Annotated in this window: 14 protein-coding genes and 3 pseudogenes; 6 read left to right on the top strand and 11 right to left on the bottom strand. The window is 61.9% G+C overall.

Features of this window, described 5'->3' with window-relative positions; translation table 11 throughout:
* Positions 1-1,655: 1,655 nt before the first annotated feature.
* From BKK79_RS36840 to BKK79_RS36850, 3 genes and pseudogenes are all read right to left on the bottom strand, one after another.
* Entirely contained in the window at positions 1,656-1,874 is a 219-nt protein-coding gene (locus BKK79_RS36840) for a helix-turn-helix domain-containing protein (RefSeq protein ID WP_071040650.1), read from the bottom strand.
* Positions 1,875-2,225: 351 nt separating this feature from the next.
* Positions 2,226-3,980, bottom strand: a complete 1,755-nt coding sequence (locus BKK79_RS36845; RefSeq protein ID WP_071040651.1) for a hypothetical protein — start codon at positions 3,978-3,980, stop codon at positions 2,226-2,228.
* Between the two features lie 293 nt (positions 3,981-4,273).
* Positions 4,274-5,686 (bottom strand): annotated as a pseudogene (locus tag BKK79_RS36850) (ISNCY family transposase); the annotation flags it as partial.
* 545 nt (positions 5,687-6,231) lie between these two features.
* Here BKK79_RS36850 and BKK79_RS36855 point away from each other — a divergent pair.
* The 3 genes and pseudogenes from BKK79_RS36855 to BKK79_RS36865 form a co-directional block, all read left to right on the top strand.
* A pseudogene (locus BKK79_RS36855) lies at positions 6,232-6,402 on the top strand (helix-turn-helix domain-containing protein); the annotation flags it as partial.
* Between the two features lie 76 nt (positions 6,403-6,478).
* Positions 6,479-7,441: a GIY-YIG nuclease family protein gene (locus BKK79_RS36860; protein WP_071040652.1), complete on the top strand. Its 963-nt coding sequence runs from the start codon at positions 6,479-6,481 to the stop codon at positions 7,439-7,441.
* Between the two features lie 4 nt (positions 7,442-7,445).
* Complete coding sequence (locus BKK79_RS36865; protein ID WP_084085758.1) at positions 7,446-8,276, top strand: GIY-YIG nuclease family protein; 831 nt, start codon at positions 7,446-7,448, stop codon at positions 8,274-8,276.
* Positions 8,277-8,335: 59 nt separating this feature from the next.
* Here BKK79_RS36865 and BKK79_RS36870 read toward each other — a convergent pair.
* From BKK79_RS36870 to BKK79_RS36905, 8 genes and pseudogenes are all read right to left on the bottom strand, one after another.
* Positions 8,336-9,205, bottom strand: a pseudogene (locus BKK79_RS36870) (IS5 family transposase).
* A 399-nt stretch (positions 9,206-9,604) separates the two neighbouring features.
* Positions 9,605-9,976 (bottom strand): hypothetical protein, encoded by a 372-nt coding sequence (locus BKK79_RS36875; RefSeq protein ID WP_071040654.1) that lies wholly within the window; start codon positions 9,974-9,976, stop codon positions 9,605-9,607.
* Positions 9,973-10,473, bottom strand: coding sequence for a transposase (locus BKK79_RS36880; protein ID WP_071040855.1), 501 nt, complete (start codon positions 10,471-10,473; stop codon positions 9,973-9,975). The genes BKK79_RS36875 and BKK79_RS36880 overlap by 4 nt, the downstream gene beginning before the upstream one ends.
* Positions 10,470-10,796, bottom strand: a complete 327-nt coding sequence (locus tag BKK79_RS36885; protein ID WP_071040655.1) for a hypothetical protein — start codon at positions 10,794-10,796, stop codon at positions 10,470-10,472. The genes BKK79_RS36880 and BKK79_RS36885 overlap by 4 nt, the downstream gene beginning before the upstream one ends.
* Before the next feature lie 23 nt (positions 10,797-10,819).
* Positions 10,820-11,215: a hypothetical protein gene (locus tag BKK79_RS36890; RefSeq protein ID WP_071040656.1), complete on the bottom strand. Its 396-nt coding sequence runs from the start codon at positions 11,213-11,215 to the stop codon at positions 10,820-10,822.
* On the bottom strand, positions 11,212-11,571 hold the full coding sequence (locus BKK79_RS36895) for a transposase (RefSeq protein WP_071040657.1): 360 nt from the start codon (positions 11,569-11,571) through the stop codon (positions 11,212-11,214). Before BKK79_RS36895 ends, BKK79_RS36890 begins: the two co-directional genes overlap by 4 nt.
* A 12-nt stretch (positions 11,572-11,583) precedes the next feature.
* The gene (locus tag BKK79_RS36900) at positions 11,584-11,919 is read right to left on the bottom strand and encodes a helix-turn-helix domain-containing protein (RefSeq protein WP_071040658.1); all 336 of its coding nucleotides are present in this window, start codon (positions 11,917-11,919) and stop codon (positions 11,584-11,586) included.
* On the bottom strand, positions 11,900-12,277 hold the full coding sequence (locus tag BKK79_RS36905) for a type II toxin-antitoxin system RelE/ParE family toxin (protein WP_071040659.1): 378 nt from the start codon (positions 12,275-12,277) through the stop codon (positions 11,900-11,902). The genes BKK79_RS36900 and BKK79_RS36905 overlap by 20 nt, the downstream gene beginning before the upstream one ends.
* Positions 12,278-12,468: 191 nt before the next feature.
* On the opposite strand from BKK79_RS36905, the gene BKK79_RS36910 reads away from it, so the two are divergent.
* Genes BKK79_RS36910 through BKK79_RS36920 form a run of 3 tightly spaced genes read left to right on the top strand, consistent with a single transcriptional unit; the run spans position 12,469 to position 16,651 of the window.
* Positions 12,469-13,062: a recombinase family protein gene (locus BKK79_RS36910; protein ID WP_071040660.1), complete on the top strand. Its 594-nt coding sequence runs from the start codon at positions 12,469-12,471 to the stop codon at positions 13,060-13,062.
* A complete protein-coding gene (locus BKK79_RS36915; RefSeq protein WP_071040661.1) occupies positions 13,059-16,088 on the top strand; it encodes a Tn3 family transposase in 3,030 nt (1,009 codons plus the stop codon). The genes BKK79_RS36910 and BKK79_RS36915 overlap by 4 nt, the downstream gene beginning before the upstream one ends.
* Positions 16,085-16,651, top strand: coding sequence for a hypothetical protein (locus BKK79_RS36920; RefSeq protein WP_071040662.1), 567 nt, complete (start codon positions 16,085-16,087; stop codon positions 16,649-16,651). The genes BKK79_RS36915 and BKK79_RS36920 overlap by 4 nt, the downstream gene beginning before the upstream one ends.
* Positions 16,652-16,682: the final 31 nt, after the last annotated feature.

A 16,682-nucleotide genomic window follows, 5' to 3' on the forward strand; every position in this document is an offset into this window, starting at 1 on the left:
ACGGCAACGAACTCAACGCGGCGGAAGTGGTTCTGGCGGTACGCACTCACGTAGCATCTTCCTTCCTGAAACTGTTTGGATTTCATCGCGCCTATCCTGATTAAACATCTTCAATTTCGTCCCTTCAGTATTGTCGGCTCAAAAGCTGATCAGATCACCCCGCTCTTAGGGGGGGCGTTCTGCACGTAAGCGATGGCAGGATATTTCCCCCGCAACCGGAGCTCCTCGGGGGGCTGAAATGACGCCGACAGCCGGCCTCGCGTCGCGCTTCGGAGGGCCGCCGTTACGGGCCGGCTCCTGCCGATTGGCGCAGGCGTAGCGGATCTTGAGATCAATCAGACGCTGACCGGCCATGCCGCCGCCTCTCGACATGCTCGTCCAGATTGCACATACTGTTAGCACAGCACAGCACAGCACAGCACAGCACAGCACAGCACAGCATTTAGAAGTCATCTTTGGGTTTTGCCCGACAAACGGGTGCTTCACCTGCGAGAATCGACCTTAGAGCGAGATGCCTGTCAACAAGAGCCCACATACTGTCGTCATAACCGTGAAGCCACGACGCAAGCGCCTGGAGCTGCCCCGTGGCCACAAAGTAGCAGGGACGCATGGTTCGGGGGGAAAACGACCCCACAGTGCCACACAAGAGAGTTCGCAAGCGGTTGCACGGCCGGTCGCAAAGCCGAAGCGTCAAAACTCGTCGAAAAAGAAGCGGGCAACGGTTGCTGCCAAATCGGACCGCCGGAAAATGGTCGAGAGTTTACGTGAAGAGCAGCAGGACGGGCGATTTGGCGGTATGCGAACTTTGCGGAAGTTTGCGGAGTCCTATCCTCGAACAAGGTCCGACAAGCAGAAGCGCAAGGTCGATATCATGATCACCGCTTGGCAAGGTGGCGCCCCCGGGCTGAAGAGTCAGAAATAGCATCGGCGTATCTGCTCAGCCTAGTTTTTTCAACCTAGAAATTCAAATGCAATGAATGATCGGAATCGCTCCGGCGACGTGCAGATCGCATGGCAGTCCTTGAGTGCGGCTATGCTCGATGCCTCGTCGGTTCATAGCGTAAAGGACCTACGCGTTGGGGACGTCAATTGCGTACCTGCTAGTCCGGGGGTCTATGCGTTTTGGTGGGTTGGCGAAAAGAAGCACCTAATGGGCGCGAACCGACACATTGTTTTGAAAGGCCCTGGAGGAGTGGATGTAGATGTTCACTATCACGACTGGTGGCCGAGCGCCGCCCCTTACCCGTGCTTATACGTGGGAAAGTCGACCGACCTGAAGACTCGCTTCAGGCAGCACTTGTTACCTGGTACCGCTGAACGTGCACACCAACCGCTCGAGGGCAACTTCAAAGCGAAGCCTCGGACTACGTCGTGTCAGCTTCGATTTGGCATCGAACACATCTTTCCACAGGAACAGAAACCGCTGAAGCTAATCAGCGAGCACGTCGGCTTTTCCTGGTGTGACGAGTTTCCTGACAATGCTGTCGCGGAGCGCTTCTTTGCCGAGGACCGGCTTGTCGGATATCTTCGGCCTTGGTTCAATATTGACTCCGAACGTTGAGCCGACGCGGTCAAGGACGAAATCTCAATCCCTTGGCGCTCACGTAGCTTCTCGGCCGCCAGGGTCGGGCCGAAGTCGGCGTAACTGTCGCGGATCAGGCTACGCGAGCGACTCCAGGCCTGGGGCCAAACTGGCGCTTGCCAGTTTGGCCCCATTTGCGCGATACGAGGCCGCGCGGGCCGTCCTCCTGGTAGCATTGCGCCACTCGCTCGACCTGGCGCTTCGAGATCCCCTGCCACTCGGCGGCGCGCCCGGCGATCAGGCCGTCCTGCACTACGGCCTCGATGACCTTGCACCGATCCAGCTTTCGCATCTGGCGGCGTTGCTGAGGGGCGGTGGGGCCGGCCTGATGCGACTGAGTCGCGCGCAGGCTGGGTCGGTGGCCGCGCGGTGGGCCAAGTTCAACTGTCCGCATGATTGTGTGGTACCGCTGGGCCGCGCGATCGAGCCGGGGCTATCGCTCGGACGCGCTCGGCAAGCTGTCGCGCCTCGGCCAAGCGGGCAGGGACGCTTTGCTCCGATCGGTGGCGACCGGCCGGCTTCGGCCAGAGGCAGTCCTTGAAAGCATTTCCGCAAACGACTGCTTCAGGTTGGTTGCAGCCGCTCATCGTCGATCCGCCAACCGACCGCGTCCGACAGCGAACGGCTTTACTTTTCTCCCGCTCTACTCATGACCTCCGAAAAGCAGACTCCCTGTGCACCAAACGGCGTGGCCGAAGTTGCAGATCAACTGCTCGCCTTGCCGCAGATACGACGCCGCAGTGTCGATGCCGGCTAGCTTGAGGGCTTCGTCGATCGTCGAGCTCGTCGGGTGTGCGTCGCCAAGGCGCATGTCGTAGGCCCCAGCGATGGCAGCGAAGACCTCGCGTGCGCGCGCCTCCCCGGCCTTCTGTGCCAGGATGCTCTGCAGCAACTTGTTAGAACCCAGCTTCTCCTTGTCGGGGTGGTTGGACAGCTTTCGAAGAGAGCGCACGTCGAGTCGGTCGGAGAAGACGCGAATGAGCTCCTTGGCCAGCCGCAAGAGCGACGCCTGGTCCTTGCTCGAGAAGCGAGAAACGTGCTGCATCGACGCCACATCGTCAATCTCATGTGAAAACAGCGACACACCGAATGTCTTGCGGAAGTCCGCTTCCAGTAACCGCATGCACCCAAACAGCATCTTCTCCACGGCATTGGTGTCCGCTGGCTGCGCCTTGACCTGTGAGGCGAGGAGCTCTGCACTGACTTTACCCTCCGGCGCAACGTTGTTCGCAGCCCAGAGGAACTGCTCCCAGGCGGGCAGCTTGGCAATGTCGTAAGCGTAGACGGTGATGAGTTCCGAGGCGTTGATACCGAAATGGGTCGAATACCCCGAAGTGGATTTGATTGCGCCGGTTTCAGCCGTGTACCACTCCAGGGAGAAGCCTCGATGGCTCAGAATCTCGTTAACCACGGATGGGCGGAACCAGAGCCACCGTCCGATGTCTTCGTTGTTGAGCTCGGCCGAGAACTTGCGCGAGCCGTCAGTGTCGGCGATGAAGTACGGCAGATCCTGATCCTCGTCCCCGCGCACACGTGTGCTCTTTTCCTGATGCTCGATCCACTCATCTCGCCAGAACTCGCCTTCGACACGCACGCCGGGGTAGCCGCTCCGATGACCCCTGGCGCTCTCTGAGGCGGTGTTATCGTTCGTCTCAGGCCCCATGACCGGAGCGTCTTCCTCTTCGTCGACGTCGGTACGCCACATACGAAGCGACGCCCAGCTCCCGCCGAACACGGCGTTCAGTTCCTTGATGCGCAGCTCGTACCTTCCACCTTCACGCTGCTCCTGGATCTCGTTCAGACCGGCATAGGGGCTGTCCTTGAGGTCGACCACGTTCTCGACGCGCTGGCGGTAATAGGACAGACGAAGGGACAGACCCCGCGCAGCCAGATAGTCCATCAGGAATTCGCGCTTGATCTCTATCAGGCGATGGCTGCCATCGCTGCCCACCGTCTCCCTGGCGACCACGACAAAGTCCTCTTCCGGCCTGACCCAGTTCTGCCCCTCCTTAATCAGGCGAAGCGCGACCAGCAGGTCCGGATTCAGGATCCACTGCCGGCCACCGACCACGGGCTGCGGATGCTCGAAAACGAGGTTGACCCCAACGGGCTCCTTGTCGTTGTACTGATACTCGTCGATCGGCGAGTAATGGCCGTCCGAGTATGCATACGGTGCCACGGTGTGCCCGATGCCGATGTCGCTCCAACTCAAACGCTCGGCTAGCTCGTGATGTTGCTTGGGAAAAGCAACGGAGCCGCAAGCGAATACGTCGCTGACATAACCCACTTCCGTCACGTTGCCCTTCTCGTCATTGAGCGACGCACGAAGGGGAACCCAGGTCGCCCGCGAGAACGGACGCCGAATTTCAGAGGCTTGAAGAATCCAGGCTTCGTTCATAGGTTGGTTCTCTAAGTGATGTCAGCAGTCACTACTCTGATCCAGCAGCCCGCGTCGAAATTATATGGGGCCTGTTCGCCAATCGTAGATCCGAGAGCCAGCCGCATCATGCAAGTTGGTCGAGGAGCCCATATCAGAAAGCAGTCACGGGCGAGTGCCAGACTTCGCCGGCAGCGGCTCGCGGGTAATTTTATAGGAGAGCCGCTATGGGGGAGACCGCTATCGCCGTGCAGCAGTCGTTCGCAAACAGACTTCGGGTGACCGCTACGGGTCGGTTGCCGCCGCATCGAGCTCGCCCGGCGTCCGCTATCGGGTCGCAAGCGGCTAACCAGGGCAAGGGCGCCGTTGATAGCCCGCTCCAGGCCCATCCGGGAAATCAGGCGCTGACGCTTCACGTGCCCCGGCGGGTGCTGCGGCCGCGGTGGCTCGCCCTGCAGCGTGCGCGACGGGCCGGCCTGATGCCGGTCGTCGCGCAGCGCCTGCACCTGGGCGGCGATATCCAGCACGTGCCCCAGCCGCTTGTTCTCCACGATGGCCCCCTGGTCGGTCTCCGAGAGCCGGTGGTAGGTGGTGTAGGGCAGGGAAGCACCATCGGCCCACAGTTCCACGTGCCCGTCAGGATAGTCGGCCACTTCGGTGTAGCGATGGATCGGGGGGCGGTGCTCGGGCCGGTCCTCCAGCAGGTACATCACCTTGTCGTATTGCAGCGTGAGGCTGGCCGACACCTTGCGCCACTCGCGCCAGCTGAAGATTCCTTCCAGATCCTCGTCGCCACGCAGCGGCCGGTGCGCGTTGAAATCGCTCTTTGGCACCTTGGCAAAGCGCGCGTTGAAGTCCGCGATAAGCGTCGGCGCATAGGCGTTGCCGGCGTCCATCGAGCTGATGCCGCGCAACCGCAGCTCCTTGACCAGGCGGTCCTGCAGCGTGCCGTTCATCCGTTCGACGCGGCCCTTGGCCTGGCTGGAATTGGCGCACAGGCTGTCGATATTCAGCTCGAACAACGCCCGTCCGAACTGCGTATAGCCTCGGCCTTCGGCGTTGGCCTTAGCGCTGACCCGGAACACGCTGAACTTGTCCGAATAGAACGCCTGCGGCTTGCCGTGCCGCTCGAGGTAGGCCCGGGTGGCGGTGAAATAGGCGGGGGTCGACTCGGTCGGCACGAACAGCAGTTGCATCAGTCGGCCGGTGGCGTCGTCGACATAGACCAGCAGCGTGCACGCCGGCGCGCGGTCTTCGAACCAGTGGTGGTCGCTGCCGTCGATCTGGACCAGCTCGCCCAGGCACGCCCGCCGATTGCGCGGCTGGTGGACCTTGGGCGGGCGCTGCCTGCGCGGCACCCAGAAGCCCGCGTCGACCATGATCCGGCGCACCGTTTCCTTGGCCAGGTCGATGCCATGACGCTCCCGCAGTTTCTCGGCGGCCAGAGTTGGGCCGAAGTCGGCGTAGCTGTCACGGATCAGTCCGCGCACGCGAGACTCCAGGCCAGGCGGCAACTGGCGGTTGCCGGGGCGGCCGCGCTTGCGCGAAGCGAGGCCGCTCGGCCCATCCGCCCGGTACCGCTGCGCCAAGCGCTCCACCTGCCGGCGCGACAAGCCCAGCTTCTCGGCGGCGCGCCAGACCGCCAGGCCGTGCTCCACCACGGCCTGTATCACCTTGAGTCGGTCCAGTTCGCGCATCGTCACGGTCAGGATCTCTGGCTTGCCCATGGCGGCCTCCAGTCTCGGACGGACGGAAAGCCGCCAGCTTGCCAGGGCCGGCAAGCGCTGCGACAGTTCTAATTGGCCCAAGTACGACAATACTATTTGGCCGTAACATGCAAAAAATGCATAATAAACATTATGTAAAATAAAGCACAGCTCAGAGCAGTCGATGCTTGCACTCGCGTTGGTTTGCAAAAAAATTCCCGAACTTTGCAAAAGTTTGCTCCTTGCCCCCATGGGCCAGGCCAAGGAGCCTCACGCGAAGGAGGCCTGACACGTGGCGACCATCCTTCCAGCCTCACCGCCGAACCGCCGCCTTGGCAACGTGCTTGCACGGGGGCGTACACGGCGCCCCTAACGGCGCGCGTCCGCGGCTTCGCAAGTCTCAGTGGGCCACTGACCGATTCGCTGGGATAAGGAACAAAATTGCTCAAAACGTCGACTGGATGAACAATATTCTGCAAAATTCCTTGGCATAAACTTGTTCCCGGTGCCTCGGAAACGGCCAGCTGGCGTGCGACCAGCAGGAACAAAAATATGCAAACCGATGAAAGCGGATGGGTATTCCGCAACCGAAAATATCGGGCATGATGCGCGGCGATTTTACCAACCTATCCGAGCGCAAGCTGATGGAGTGCCTAAATCGCCTCGGCTACGACATTGAGATTAAGGTACGGCCGGCCGCCGGGCCGATTGGGCATCTAACGCTTGCGGCCGCTTGACTAATACTGGTCAGCCGTCCGGTCATTCCGTGCAAAGAGCCGCCTCTGGTGGCTCTTTTTCATCTGGGATGTATGATTGCCTGAAGGCCTTGAGGCGGAGATTGACTTCTACAAGGGGATAACCATGGCTGAGGCCGACCTGTGCCACCTCTACCTGCTGGCCCATGCAAAGGAGCCCGCTATCAAGATCGGCGTGGCCAATGACGTGTTTGCGCGGGCGGCCGCACTCTCACAGAGCATCGATTTCGGTGGATCGTACGTTGCCAAGGGCGAGCGAGAGGCCTGCTACCGCGCCGAGAAGGTGCTACACAAACTGCTGGTGAAACATCGCCTGCCCGCGATGGCGGGCGATGGCGGCACAGAGTGGTTTGGCAATGCGTGCAAGGATCGGGCTCTCGAACTACTTTCGGCACTCAGCGAAGATCTCGGCGTCGGCGCACCGCAGCCGTGTCCTGCCAAACCACGGAACACCCAAGCGCCCGCACCAACACGCCGCTGGCAGCCGCCGCAACCCGAGGCATTAGCCCGACTGTGCCGCAAGCACTATGAACACAATCTGTCGACGGTCCCATTGATTCGCCAGATGCTCTGCTGCGACGACATTCTCCTCACTGGCAGTCACGAAGAACATTTCACGGGATGGCCCTCGTCGACCACTATTTACGTTGTAAAGAGAAGCCCGCCGGTGTCGGCATGGAAGGAAATTGACGATCGTTTCAACGTGAGACTTTATCGCGAGGCAGGGAGGGTAGCCGGCTGGTCAAGCTGGTACAGAGAGAGCTTCGCCCAACGCAAGCTTTTCTCCAGCTGGAGCCGCGACGCCGCCTATTGGATCCTGGATCTCTCCAGCATTGAAGCCTATACCGCCCCAGGGGACACGGTCTACACGCAGTCAATCCGACACGAGATGATGACCGTCATTGCCGAACTGATGGAGAAGGAGCGCCCGGACGTGGCGGGCATCTGCCGAAGTATGCCTTCGATATTTGATGACTCGCGAGACATGAGCGAGGTCTGGCGCGCCTTGGGACTAGAGTAAGGACTTGGCAAAAATTAAAGTGCCCTACCTGGGACACTTCTCATGGATAAAACCTGTGGATCCCCAGCCGCACGATTGCTACCTTTATCTTCTGGCTCACGCCACTCTTCCAGCCATCAAGATCGGCGTGAGCAACGATGTAATCCTGCGCGCCTCCGTCATTGGGCATGAGATCGCATGGGATCGCTCACTGGTCGCCGTGGGCGAGCGAGATGCGTGCTTCGCTGCGGAGAAGGTGCTGCACCAGCTGCTGCGCCGTCATCGCCTCGAAGGAATGGCTGGCAGCGGCAGAACCGAATGGTTCGATGCGGCCTGCTTTGAGCGCGCGAAGGAACTTATCGGCACGCTTGGTAACGAAATGGGAGTAGGGGCGCTCGCTGCCGCACCGAAGCCGGCCGAGAAGACCGCCGCACAGAAGAAGCCGCGAGCGATTCGCGTGTGGGACGAAGCCAGAGTTGCACGGATCGAATCCGCCATCGCGGCGCTAAACGGCCTGCTGGCAATCATCTCGCCCGCAAATCCGTACATCGACGAGTCATGGGAGGACGCCTACCGAGTGCAATTCGACGGCGACTTGGTGCAAGTACCCAATTGCCTGCAGGGAGCCGCCTATGCCCTGGAGTCGCTCAACGGAGGAATGGCTGGACTTCATGGCTACGGCGGAAACAAGAGGGACGTTGTGTCGTATTTGCGTTTGATCAGCCCCGACAAGCTTTTCCGGTGGGTGAGAAGTGATGAGAGTCTGCCCGTCGGATACACGGAGCGCATCGAGCGGGCGGCAACGCGCTACGCAGCAGCCCATGCCGCGATTCCAAGGGAACCACGCGCATCATAGAACTGAGCGATGTTGCATAAATCGAGATTGAAAACAAGGGCTCCTCGGTGAGACTGAGCTCAGGCGATACGGACGGATTGCGGGCGAGCGAGCACGACCATTCGGTTGAGCACTCCCGCACGGATGGCCACTTCGGTGGCCTGCGACCCGATTTCGCGTGTCCACAGACTGTGTCCCGTCAGCGTCTTGAGGCGGTACATCAGGGTCTCAGCCAGCGAGCGCCCGTGATAGCCGCTGGCGGCTTTCCATTCGCGTCGACTGCTCTTCTCGACGGCATCGATGGCCTCGTTACGCCAGGCTGCACCCGGCGTACTTTCGGACCAAGGCTTCGCTCCATCGCGTGGTGGAATCGAGGGCTGTGCACCTCGCGCAGCAATCTCCGCGTGGCACGGCTTGCTGTCGTAAGCGCCATCACCCCCGATGGGATCGATCGGTGTATCAGCCGGGATCTGATCGAGCAGGTCGGCCAACACCTCGCCATCGCCAACGTCCTGGTGAGTCGTCAGTGCAGCACAGGTTTGGCCGGTGTTCGCGTCCATGGCAAGATGGACCTTGCGCCAAGTCCGGCGCTTGAACCAACCATGCTTCCGAACCGTCCACTCGCCTTCGCCGTAAAGCTTCAGCCCAGTGCCGTCGATCACCAGTGGCAGCGGTTCGCCGGTACGCGAGCCGGGCAGCAGGACGTTCAGATTCTGCGCGCAGCGGCAGGTGGAACACCTGCTTGAGACCGAGCAACACCTGGATCAGTGCATCCGTGTAGGCGAGCGGGTGGCCACGCTTAGACTGGGCTTTAGCCGGTGGCACGAACAAGCTCTCATCGACCCATATCGTCACGTCTCCTCTGGCTATCATCCCCTTGTTTTATGCGCCCAGTTCTTGACGCGGTAGACCCCCTGGGGCTCGGCTTGCTGTCGATTGTCCTTGCGCATCGTCCAGGAAAAAGTCCAAGACACTACGCCGCTTCGTCAGAAGTTAACAGAGCCAACGTTCCAGCCGTTGCGCGTAAACGTCAGTTGACCTGCCCCTACGCTTGACGCATAACGCAGAAAAAATCGCTTGGGGGCAAGCAAGAAATACTCTGCTCCTGTCAACCAATCTTCGCATCATGCGTAATGGTGAGAAGCGACCACTCCGTTGCCCAGCGGATATCATTCCGCCCCGAACGGGGACCTATCGATTGACCTGGCCTTGGGGTAAGCATGAACCAAGCAACCGAAGCGAGTTCGGAAGTCTATACGCAAGGTAGCGACGCCATCGCGGTGTTCAACGCGATGACGGCAAGCAGCCTGGGGTTGTAAGCCGGAACCGCCGAAAATTCCGTCAGCCGATCAACGTGGCTTATCTCGCGCCCGGTCGATACGTTCCTGCATCGCCTGCATGACTTCTTCGTGAGTGTACAACTTGGCGTTGGGGTCGTTGGCTTCCCGTAGGGCTTCTTGGACCTCGCGGGTCATACGATCATAGTCCTCTGGCCACAGTACTTGCTCCATGCGCAGCGACGCCTGCCCCAGCAAGTGCAGCAGGCCGAACAGCCGCATGTCGTTGGTGGCGACGATGTGTTCCCGAATCCGCTCCTGAATGGCTTCACTGGCCTCATGCGCTTCGGGCGAAGCCGTGCCCTCGTAGTCGGCGGGGAACTCCACTTCCTCGGCAATTTGTGCCCATGCGCTGGCCAGCGCCTCGATGCTCGGCATGCTCATTTCCGTCGCTCCTGCGCTCTTTGGCGAATCAATCGGCCAAGAGGCCATGATGCGAAAACCAGCAGCATCACGCCTATCGGATACCAGGTCGAGAAGACCACCAAGGCATCGAAGGCTGGCCGTCCCGTGTTGGTCGGCAGAACAGTAGTCACGGCCATCAACCCGCCGACCGTCCAGATGATGCGCCACACGTAGGGCACCACGCGGGACACGTAGCCGTCATCGAAAGCGATCTGGTAGTAGCGGCGCAGGTTGCGCTGGGCAAGCGCCTGGCGCTGACGCTCCGACAGCGCATCCGTCCAGCCGTACCAGCGCCGGAATGGTGGCCAGCGCAGTAGTAAGGGCGTGAAGAGGATCATCACCGCCACGATGGCGACACCCCACGCCATGACGACACCGGCATCGGGCCGCTTGGCGTTCTCGATCACGGGCGCGAAGACGCCCGGAGCGCCGATCATCCAGAACAGCGCGATGTGCTGATGGAGGGAAAGCTTCACTTGCTCATCCACTTGCGCAGCAGGCGCTGTTTCAGGGAAGTGCGTTCCTGCGGGTTGCGTCCCTTGTGGTTGGCGATGCGATCCGCTGTGGCGGCCTGGCGCTTGAGGGGCCAGTAGGAACGGCCATCCTTGCCCATCGACCAAACGCTGCTGACCTGGTTTTCCAGCAGAGGCAGATGGGTGTTCAGGGCGTCCGGCGATGCGCTGGCCAGCGCCATGCGTTCGCGGGTGCGCCAGCGCTGATGCCAGAGCTTCTTGTCCTCGCGCTCGCTGCGGCAGGTCGTGTGCCCGACGATAGGTGTTTTGCGGCGGCTGCGGCTCATGATGTAGCTGTCTCCAAAAACATTCAGGACTGATCCCAGGCGTCGATGGTCAAGACCTGATCGGCAGGACAGGCCGCCACGCGGTCGGAATGCACTTCAACCTTTCCCATCCAGCCGGGCGGCTGCGCGTATTCCTCGCCCTCGTCGATGCCGAAAATCCAAACGCCATCCTTGGGCGGTTGGATGCCGCCGCCCTGGATCAGCGGCAGCACGTCGCCAGCACGGGCGGTATAGCGGTTCGGGTAGCCCCCTCCGGCGAGCTTGGTAGCCTTGCCAGCTTCCGCCAGGTGTTCAATCCAGCGGATACCCTCCGCGCCCGTCTCCCACTGCGCCAGGATGGCCGCACGGCGGGCGTCCTGGTCGGCGCGGTCGCGTTCCTCCGGGCTTTGCGTCGATACGACGATCCACCAGCCGATCATGCGTCACCGTCCATTCCGCCGTAGCACAAGCTGTCCGGGTACAGCGCCGTCAACCGTGACAGCGTTTCCTGTACCTCTTCCAGCTTGGTCATCATGGTGGACACCTGCTCATCCAGATCGCCGGCCAGCTCGAACAGGTCGGCCACTTGGCTGCGCGATCTCTCGTTGATAACCGCCATCGCCAGTTGATGCAGCTTCAGCAGGTCAGTACGAAGCTGGGGCGGCGTAGCGTATTCGCCATCGTTGAGGTCGTCGCGCAGCTCGTCCACGGCATCGACCGCGCGCAGCAGCGAATGCGTCTCGAAATTCTCCGGGGACAGCTTGTCCCATTCGTCGTCGGTGATACGCGCGGCCATTGGTGCCCCCGGTCAGGCGGTGGCGAGCGTCAGATGCCCGACTGGCTCGGCCGCCGGCCGCACCTTGATTTCGATGTCGTAGCCGAGACGGTTCAGGCAGTCCATCAGCTTGCGTTCGGACAGATTGGTGAAATCGCCGTGCATCATGCCCGACACCTTCGGTTGCGGGATGCCCATGCGCTTGGCCGCCGCCTGTTGTGTCAGGCCAAGGGCCCGCATCGCCTTCCTGATCTCGATCACCAGGCCGGTCTTGATCTTCAGTTTCTCGGCATCGGGCAGTCCCAGATCGGCAAAGACGTTGCCCGAGCTGCGTTGAACCTCGACGCCTTCAATGATTCGTTTTTGCATTTCGTAGCTCCTGTGCCAATGCCTCGGCCACCTTCAGCCGAGCGCGGATGATGTCCATGTCCACCTTGGGCGTGGCGATCCCGCTCTTGCTCTTCTTCTGGAAGCAGTGCAGGACAAACACCGCTTCCGCGAACTTCACCGTGTAGACCGCCCGATACGTGCCGCCGGCATCGTCTTCGACGACCTCCAGCACGCCGGCCCCGCCGAAGCCCTTGAGCACCTTCGCCGCGTCGTCCTGGTCGCCCATCTGGGCCAGCGACAGCGCGTAACCGAAACGCCGACGCACGTCAGGCGGCAACGCCATCAGATCCTTGTAGCTGCTCGCGATCCATTCGAGCGGTTTTTCTTTATCGACCATGGCGGCAGTTTATACCTGTTCAGGTAATACGGCAAGCACGACAGGCGCAAAGCAGGTGTCGCCAAACATTTGTTTTGCGACATATCTGCAACAGTCCTGTGCACCAACCTCCTGGTGGCCTCAAAATTGTGCGGAAAACTCTGTCGCCACGCGCTACCATACGGAAACCTATTTTCGATGGTTATCCGCCTATGTTGGTTGGCTACATGCGCGTTTCGTCGGATTCCGACCGCCAGAGCACGGACTTGCAGCGCGATGCGCTGCTCGCCGCCGGCGTCGATCCGCGTCACCTGTTCGAGGATCGCGCCTCCGGCGCGAAGGATGACCGCACCGGCTTGGCGCGGGCGCTCGAATTCGTCCGACCTGGCGATGTGCTGGTCGTGTGGAAGCTCGACCGCCTTGGTCGCTCGCTGTCGCACCTGCTCGCCATCGTGACCTCGCTCAAGGACAAGCGAGTGGCATTCCGCTCACTGACGGAGAACCTGGACACCACGACGCCCTCGGGCGAGTTCCTGTTTCAGGTGTTCGGTGCGCTCGCGCAGTATGAGCGCGCCTTGATCCAGGAGCGCGTCGTCGCCGGCCTGGCCTCCGCGCGCAAACGCGGCCGGATCGGCGGCCGGCCGCAGGCGATCACCGGCGAGAAGCTGGACGCCATCATCGCCGCGCTGGACGGCGGCATGTCCAAGGCGGCGGTATGCCGCAACTTCGGCGTCAAGCGAACCACGCTGATCGAGACCCTGGCACGGGTCGGTTGGATGGGCTCCCGTGGAGCGTCATCGCGATGACGACCAAGAGCGAACGATTGACCGTCCTGTCGGACGCCGAGCAGGAAGCCCTGTACAGCCTGCCGGATTTCGACGACACCCAGCGGCTGGAATACTTGGCGTTGACCGAAACCGAACTGGCGCTCGCCAGCAGCCGCCCCAGCCTCACCGCCCAGGTCTATTGCGTCTTGCAGATCGGCTACTTCAAGGCCAAGCACGCCTTCTTCCGCTTCGACTGGAACGAGGTCGAAGACGATTGCGCCTTCGTGCTGAGCCGCTACTTTCACGGCGAGACATTCGAGCGGAAAGAGATCACCAAGCACGAGCATTACGCCCAGCGCGAACGAATCGCCGACCTGTTCGGCTACCGGTCGTGGGCAGCCGACTTTTTGCCGCAGCTCGCGCAGCAGGCCGCGTTGATCGTGCGCCGCGACGTGACGCCCGGATTCGTGGCCACCGAGCTGATTGTCTGGCTCAACGAGCACAAAATCATCCGGCCCGGTTACACCACGCTGCAAGAACTGGTCAGCGAAGCCTTGTCCGCCGAGCGTCGGCGTTTGGGCGACCTGCTGGCGCAAGCGCTGGACGAATCCGCCAAGGCCGCGCTGGGTCAGCTTCTGGTGCGCGACGACACCCTGTCGCAACTGGCGGCGCTCAAGCAGGATGCCAAGGATTTCGGCTGGCGTCAGATGGCCCGCGAGCGCGAGAAGCGCGCTACGCTGGAGCCGCTGCACGGTATCGCGAAGGCGCTGCTGCCCAAGCTCGGCGTCTCGCAGCAAAACCTGCTGTACTACGCGAGCCTGGCGAATTTCTACACCGTCCACGACCTGCGCAACCTGAAGACCGATCAGACCCAACTCTACTTGCTGTGCTATGCCTGGGTGCGCTACCGGCAGCTCTCCGACAACCTGGTCGATGCGATGGCCTATCACATGAAGCAGTTGGAGGACGAAGGCAGTGCTGACGCAAAGCAGTCCTTTGCCGCTGAGCAGGCGCGCCGTCAGCAAGACACCCCGCAGGTCGGGCGCCTGCTTTCGCTCTACATCGACGACAGCGTGCCCGATCCCACGCCGTTCGGCGATGTGCGCCAGCGCGCCTACAAGATCATGCCGCGCGACACGCTGCAAACCACCGCGCAGCGCATGAGCGTGAAGCCGGTGAGCAAACTGGCGCTGCACTGGCAGGCGGTGGACGGCTTGGCCGAGCGTATCCGCCGCCATCTTCGGCCGCTATATGTCGCGCTCGACCTTGCCGGCACCGATCCGGATAGCCCGTGGCTCGCGGCGCTGGTCTGGGCCAAGGGCGTGTTCGCCAAACAGCAGCGCCTATCGCAACGGCCGCTCGCCGAATGCCCGGCGGCCACGCTGCCGAAACGCTTGCGGCCGTACCTGCTGACCTTCGATGCCGATGGCAAGCCGACGGGCCTGCACGCCGACCGCTACGAGTTCTGGCTGTACCGCCAGGTCAGGAAGCGCTTCCAGGCGGGGGAACTCTACCTCGACGACAGCTTGCAGCACCGTCATTTCTCCGACGAGCTGGTTTCGATGGACGACAAGGCCGACGCGCTGGCGCAGATGGACATCCCCTTCCTGCGGCAGTCGGTCGATGCCCAGCTCGATGCGCTGGCGGCCGAGCTGCACGCGCAATGGCTGGCATTCAACCGTGAGCTGAAACAGGGCAAGCTGACGCACCTGGAATACGACAAGGACACGCAGAAGCTGACTTGGCGCAAGCCCAAGGGCGAGAACCAGAAGGCCCGCGACAAGGCGTTCTACGAGCAACTGCCGTTCTGCGACGTGGCCGACGTGTTTCGCTTCGTCAACGGTCAGTGCCAATTCCTGTCGGCGCTGACGCCCTTGCAGCCGCGCTATGCGAAGAAGGTCGCCGACGGCGACAGCCTGATGGCGGTCATCATCGCGCAGGCGATGAACCACGGCAACCAGGTCATGGCGCGTACCAGCGACATCCCGTACCACGTGCTGGAGAGCGCCTACCAGCAGTACCTGCGCCACGCAACGCTGCACGCGGCCAACGACTGCATCAGCAACGCCATTGCCGCGCTGCCGATCTTCCCGTACTACTCGTTCGACCTCGATGCGCTGTACGGTGCGGTCGATGGCCAGAAATTCGGCGTCGAGCGGCCGACCGTCAAGGCGCGCTACTCGCGCAAATACTTCGGGCGTGGCAAGGGCGTAGTCGCCTACACGCTGTTGTGCAATCACGTGCCGCTCAACGGCTACCTGATCGGCGCGCACGACTACGAGGCCCATCACGTGTTCGACATCTGGTATCGCAACACCTCGGACATCGTGCCGACCGCGATCACCGGCGACATGCACAGCGTCAACAAGGCCAACTTTGCCATCCTGCACTGGTTCGGCCTGCGCTTCGAGCCGCGCTTTACCGACATGGAAGGCCAGTTGCAGGAACTGTATTGCGCCGACGATCCGGCGCTGTACGAGAAGTGCCTGATCCGGCCGGTCGGGAAAATCGACCGCGATCTCATCATCAGCGAAAAGCCGAACATCGACCAGATCGTCGCCACGCTCGGGCTGAAGGAGATGACGCAGGGCACGCTGATCCGCAAGCTGTGCACCTACACCGCGCAAAACCCGACGCGGCGCGCGGTGTTCGAGTTAGACAAGCTCATCCGCAGCATCTACACGCTGCGCTACCTGCGCGATCCTCAACTGGAGCGCAACGTGCACCGCTCGCAGAACCGCATCGAGTCCTACCACCAGCTACGTTCGACCATCGCCCAGGTTGGCGGCAAGAAGGAACTGACCGGGCGTACCGACATCGAGATCGAAATCAGCAACCAGTGCGCCAGACTGATCGCCAACGCGGTCATCTTTTACAACTCGGCCATCCTGTCACGGCTGCTGACGAAGTACGAGGCAGCCGGGAATAACAAAGCGCTGGCGCTCATCACCCAGATGTCGCCGGCGGCCTGGCGGCACATCCTGCTGAACGGGCATTACACCTTCCAGAGCGACGGCAAGATGATCGACCTGGACGCGCTCGTGGCGGGGCTGGAGTTGGGATGACGGAAATTTCGGCGGTTCCGGCTTACAACCCCAGCCTGCTGGCATTTATCGGCCAGCCCGGCGGCACGGCATGGTTTATCGATGTCGTCGAGGAGGGTCAGTCCCTCGAGTACCGGCCGTTCGATGGTGACACGTCGAAGGTCGACGTGACGGTGGCACGCACAGCGGAAACCCTGCATGTGCGCATCCGGCGCCCCGGCGGCGAAGAGACGCAGCTGACGCTGCAGCGCGAGCGCGGCGCCGGCATCGGCGGTCCGATCAGCGGGCGCTATTGCGGTCATGTGCATGCCAGCCAGGAAGCGGGCAGCGTCGATCTCACCATCTCGCCGGACGGCGAGCTGGCGACGCGTATTCCCGGCCACTGCGCCATTGCCGGCCGCCTGACGCCCGCGCACGCGGCCGGCCGCTATGCGCTGACGCTGACGGTCAGCGCGTCGCGCGCCTGCGGCCTGAACGGCAGGACCTTGCCCGGCGAAGCCATCGCGCTCGGCGAGCGCCTGATGGCCGTCTGCCGCAACCAGGCCGGCGGCCTGCTCTATCTCGGCACGCGCGTGCCGGCCTGATACCGCTCGCCCGCACGCCCGCTTTCGCTGT

The organism is Cupriavidus sp. USMAA2-4 (assembly GCF_001854305.1).
Classification (GTDB): Bacteria; Pseudomonadota; Gammaproteobacteria; order Burkholderiales; family Burkholderiaceae; genus Cupriavidus; species Cupriavidus malaysiensis.

What these genes read in the sequence shown, in the direction of transcription:
- BKK79_RS36840 (WP_071040650.1), bottom strand. Translation starts at nt 1,874, where the DNA reads ATGCGAAAGCTGGATCGGTGCAAGGTCATCGAGGCCGTAGTGCAGGAC.
- BKK79_RS36845 (WP_071040651.1), bottom strand. Translation starts at nt 3,980, where the DNA reads ATGAACGAAGCCTGGATTCTTCAAGCCTCTGAAATTCGGCGTCCGTTC.
- BKK79_RS36875 (WP_071040654.1), bottom strand. Translation starts at nt 9,976, where the DNA reads ATGAGCATGCCGAGCATCGAGGCGCTGGCCAGCGCATGGGCACAAATT.
- BKK79_RS36885 (WP_071040655.1), bottom strand. Translation starts at nt 10,796, where the DNA reads ATGAGCCGCAGCCGCCGCAAAACACCTATCGTCGGGCACACGACCTGC.
- BKK79_RS36890 (WP_071040656.1), bottom strand. Translation starts at nt 11,215, where the DNA reads ATGATCGGCTGGTGGATCGTCGTATCGACGCAAAGCCCGGAGGAACGC.
- BKK79_RS36895 (WP_071040657.1), bottom strand. Translation starts at nt 11,571, where the DNA reads ATGGCCGCGCGTATCACCGACGACGAATGGGACAAGCTGTCCCCGGAG.
- BKK79_RS36900 (WP_071040658.1), bottom strand. Translation starts at nt 11,919, where the DNA reads ATGCAAAAACGAATCATTGAAGGCGTCGAGGTTCAACGCAGCTCGGGC.
- BKK79_RS36905 (WP_071040659.1), bottom strand. Translation starts at nt 12,277, where the DNA reads ATGGTCGATAAAGAAAAACCGCTCGAATGGATCGCGAGCAGCTACAAG.
- BKK79_RS36910 (WP_071040660.1), top strand. Translation starts at nt 12,469, where the DNA reads ATGTTGGTTGGCTACATGCGCGTTTCGTCGGATTCCGACCGCCAGAGC.
- BKK79_RS36915 (WP_071040661.1), top strand. Translation starts at nt 13,059, where the DNA reads ATGACGACCAAGAGCGAACGATTGACCGTCCTGTCGGACGCCGAGCAG.
- BKK79_RS36920 (WP_071040662.1), top strand. Translation starts at nt 16,085, where the DNA reads ATGACGGAAATTTCGGCGGTTCCGGCTTACAACCCCAGCCTGCTGGCA.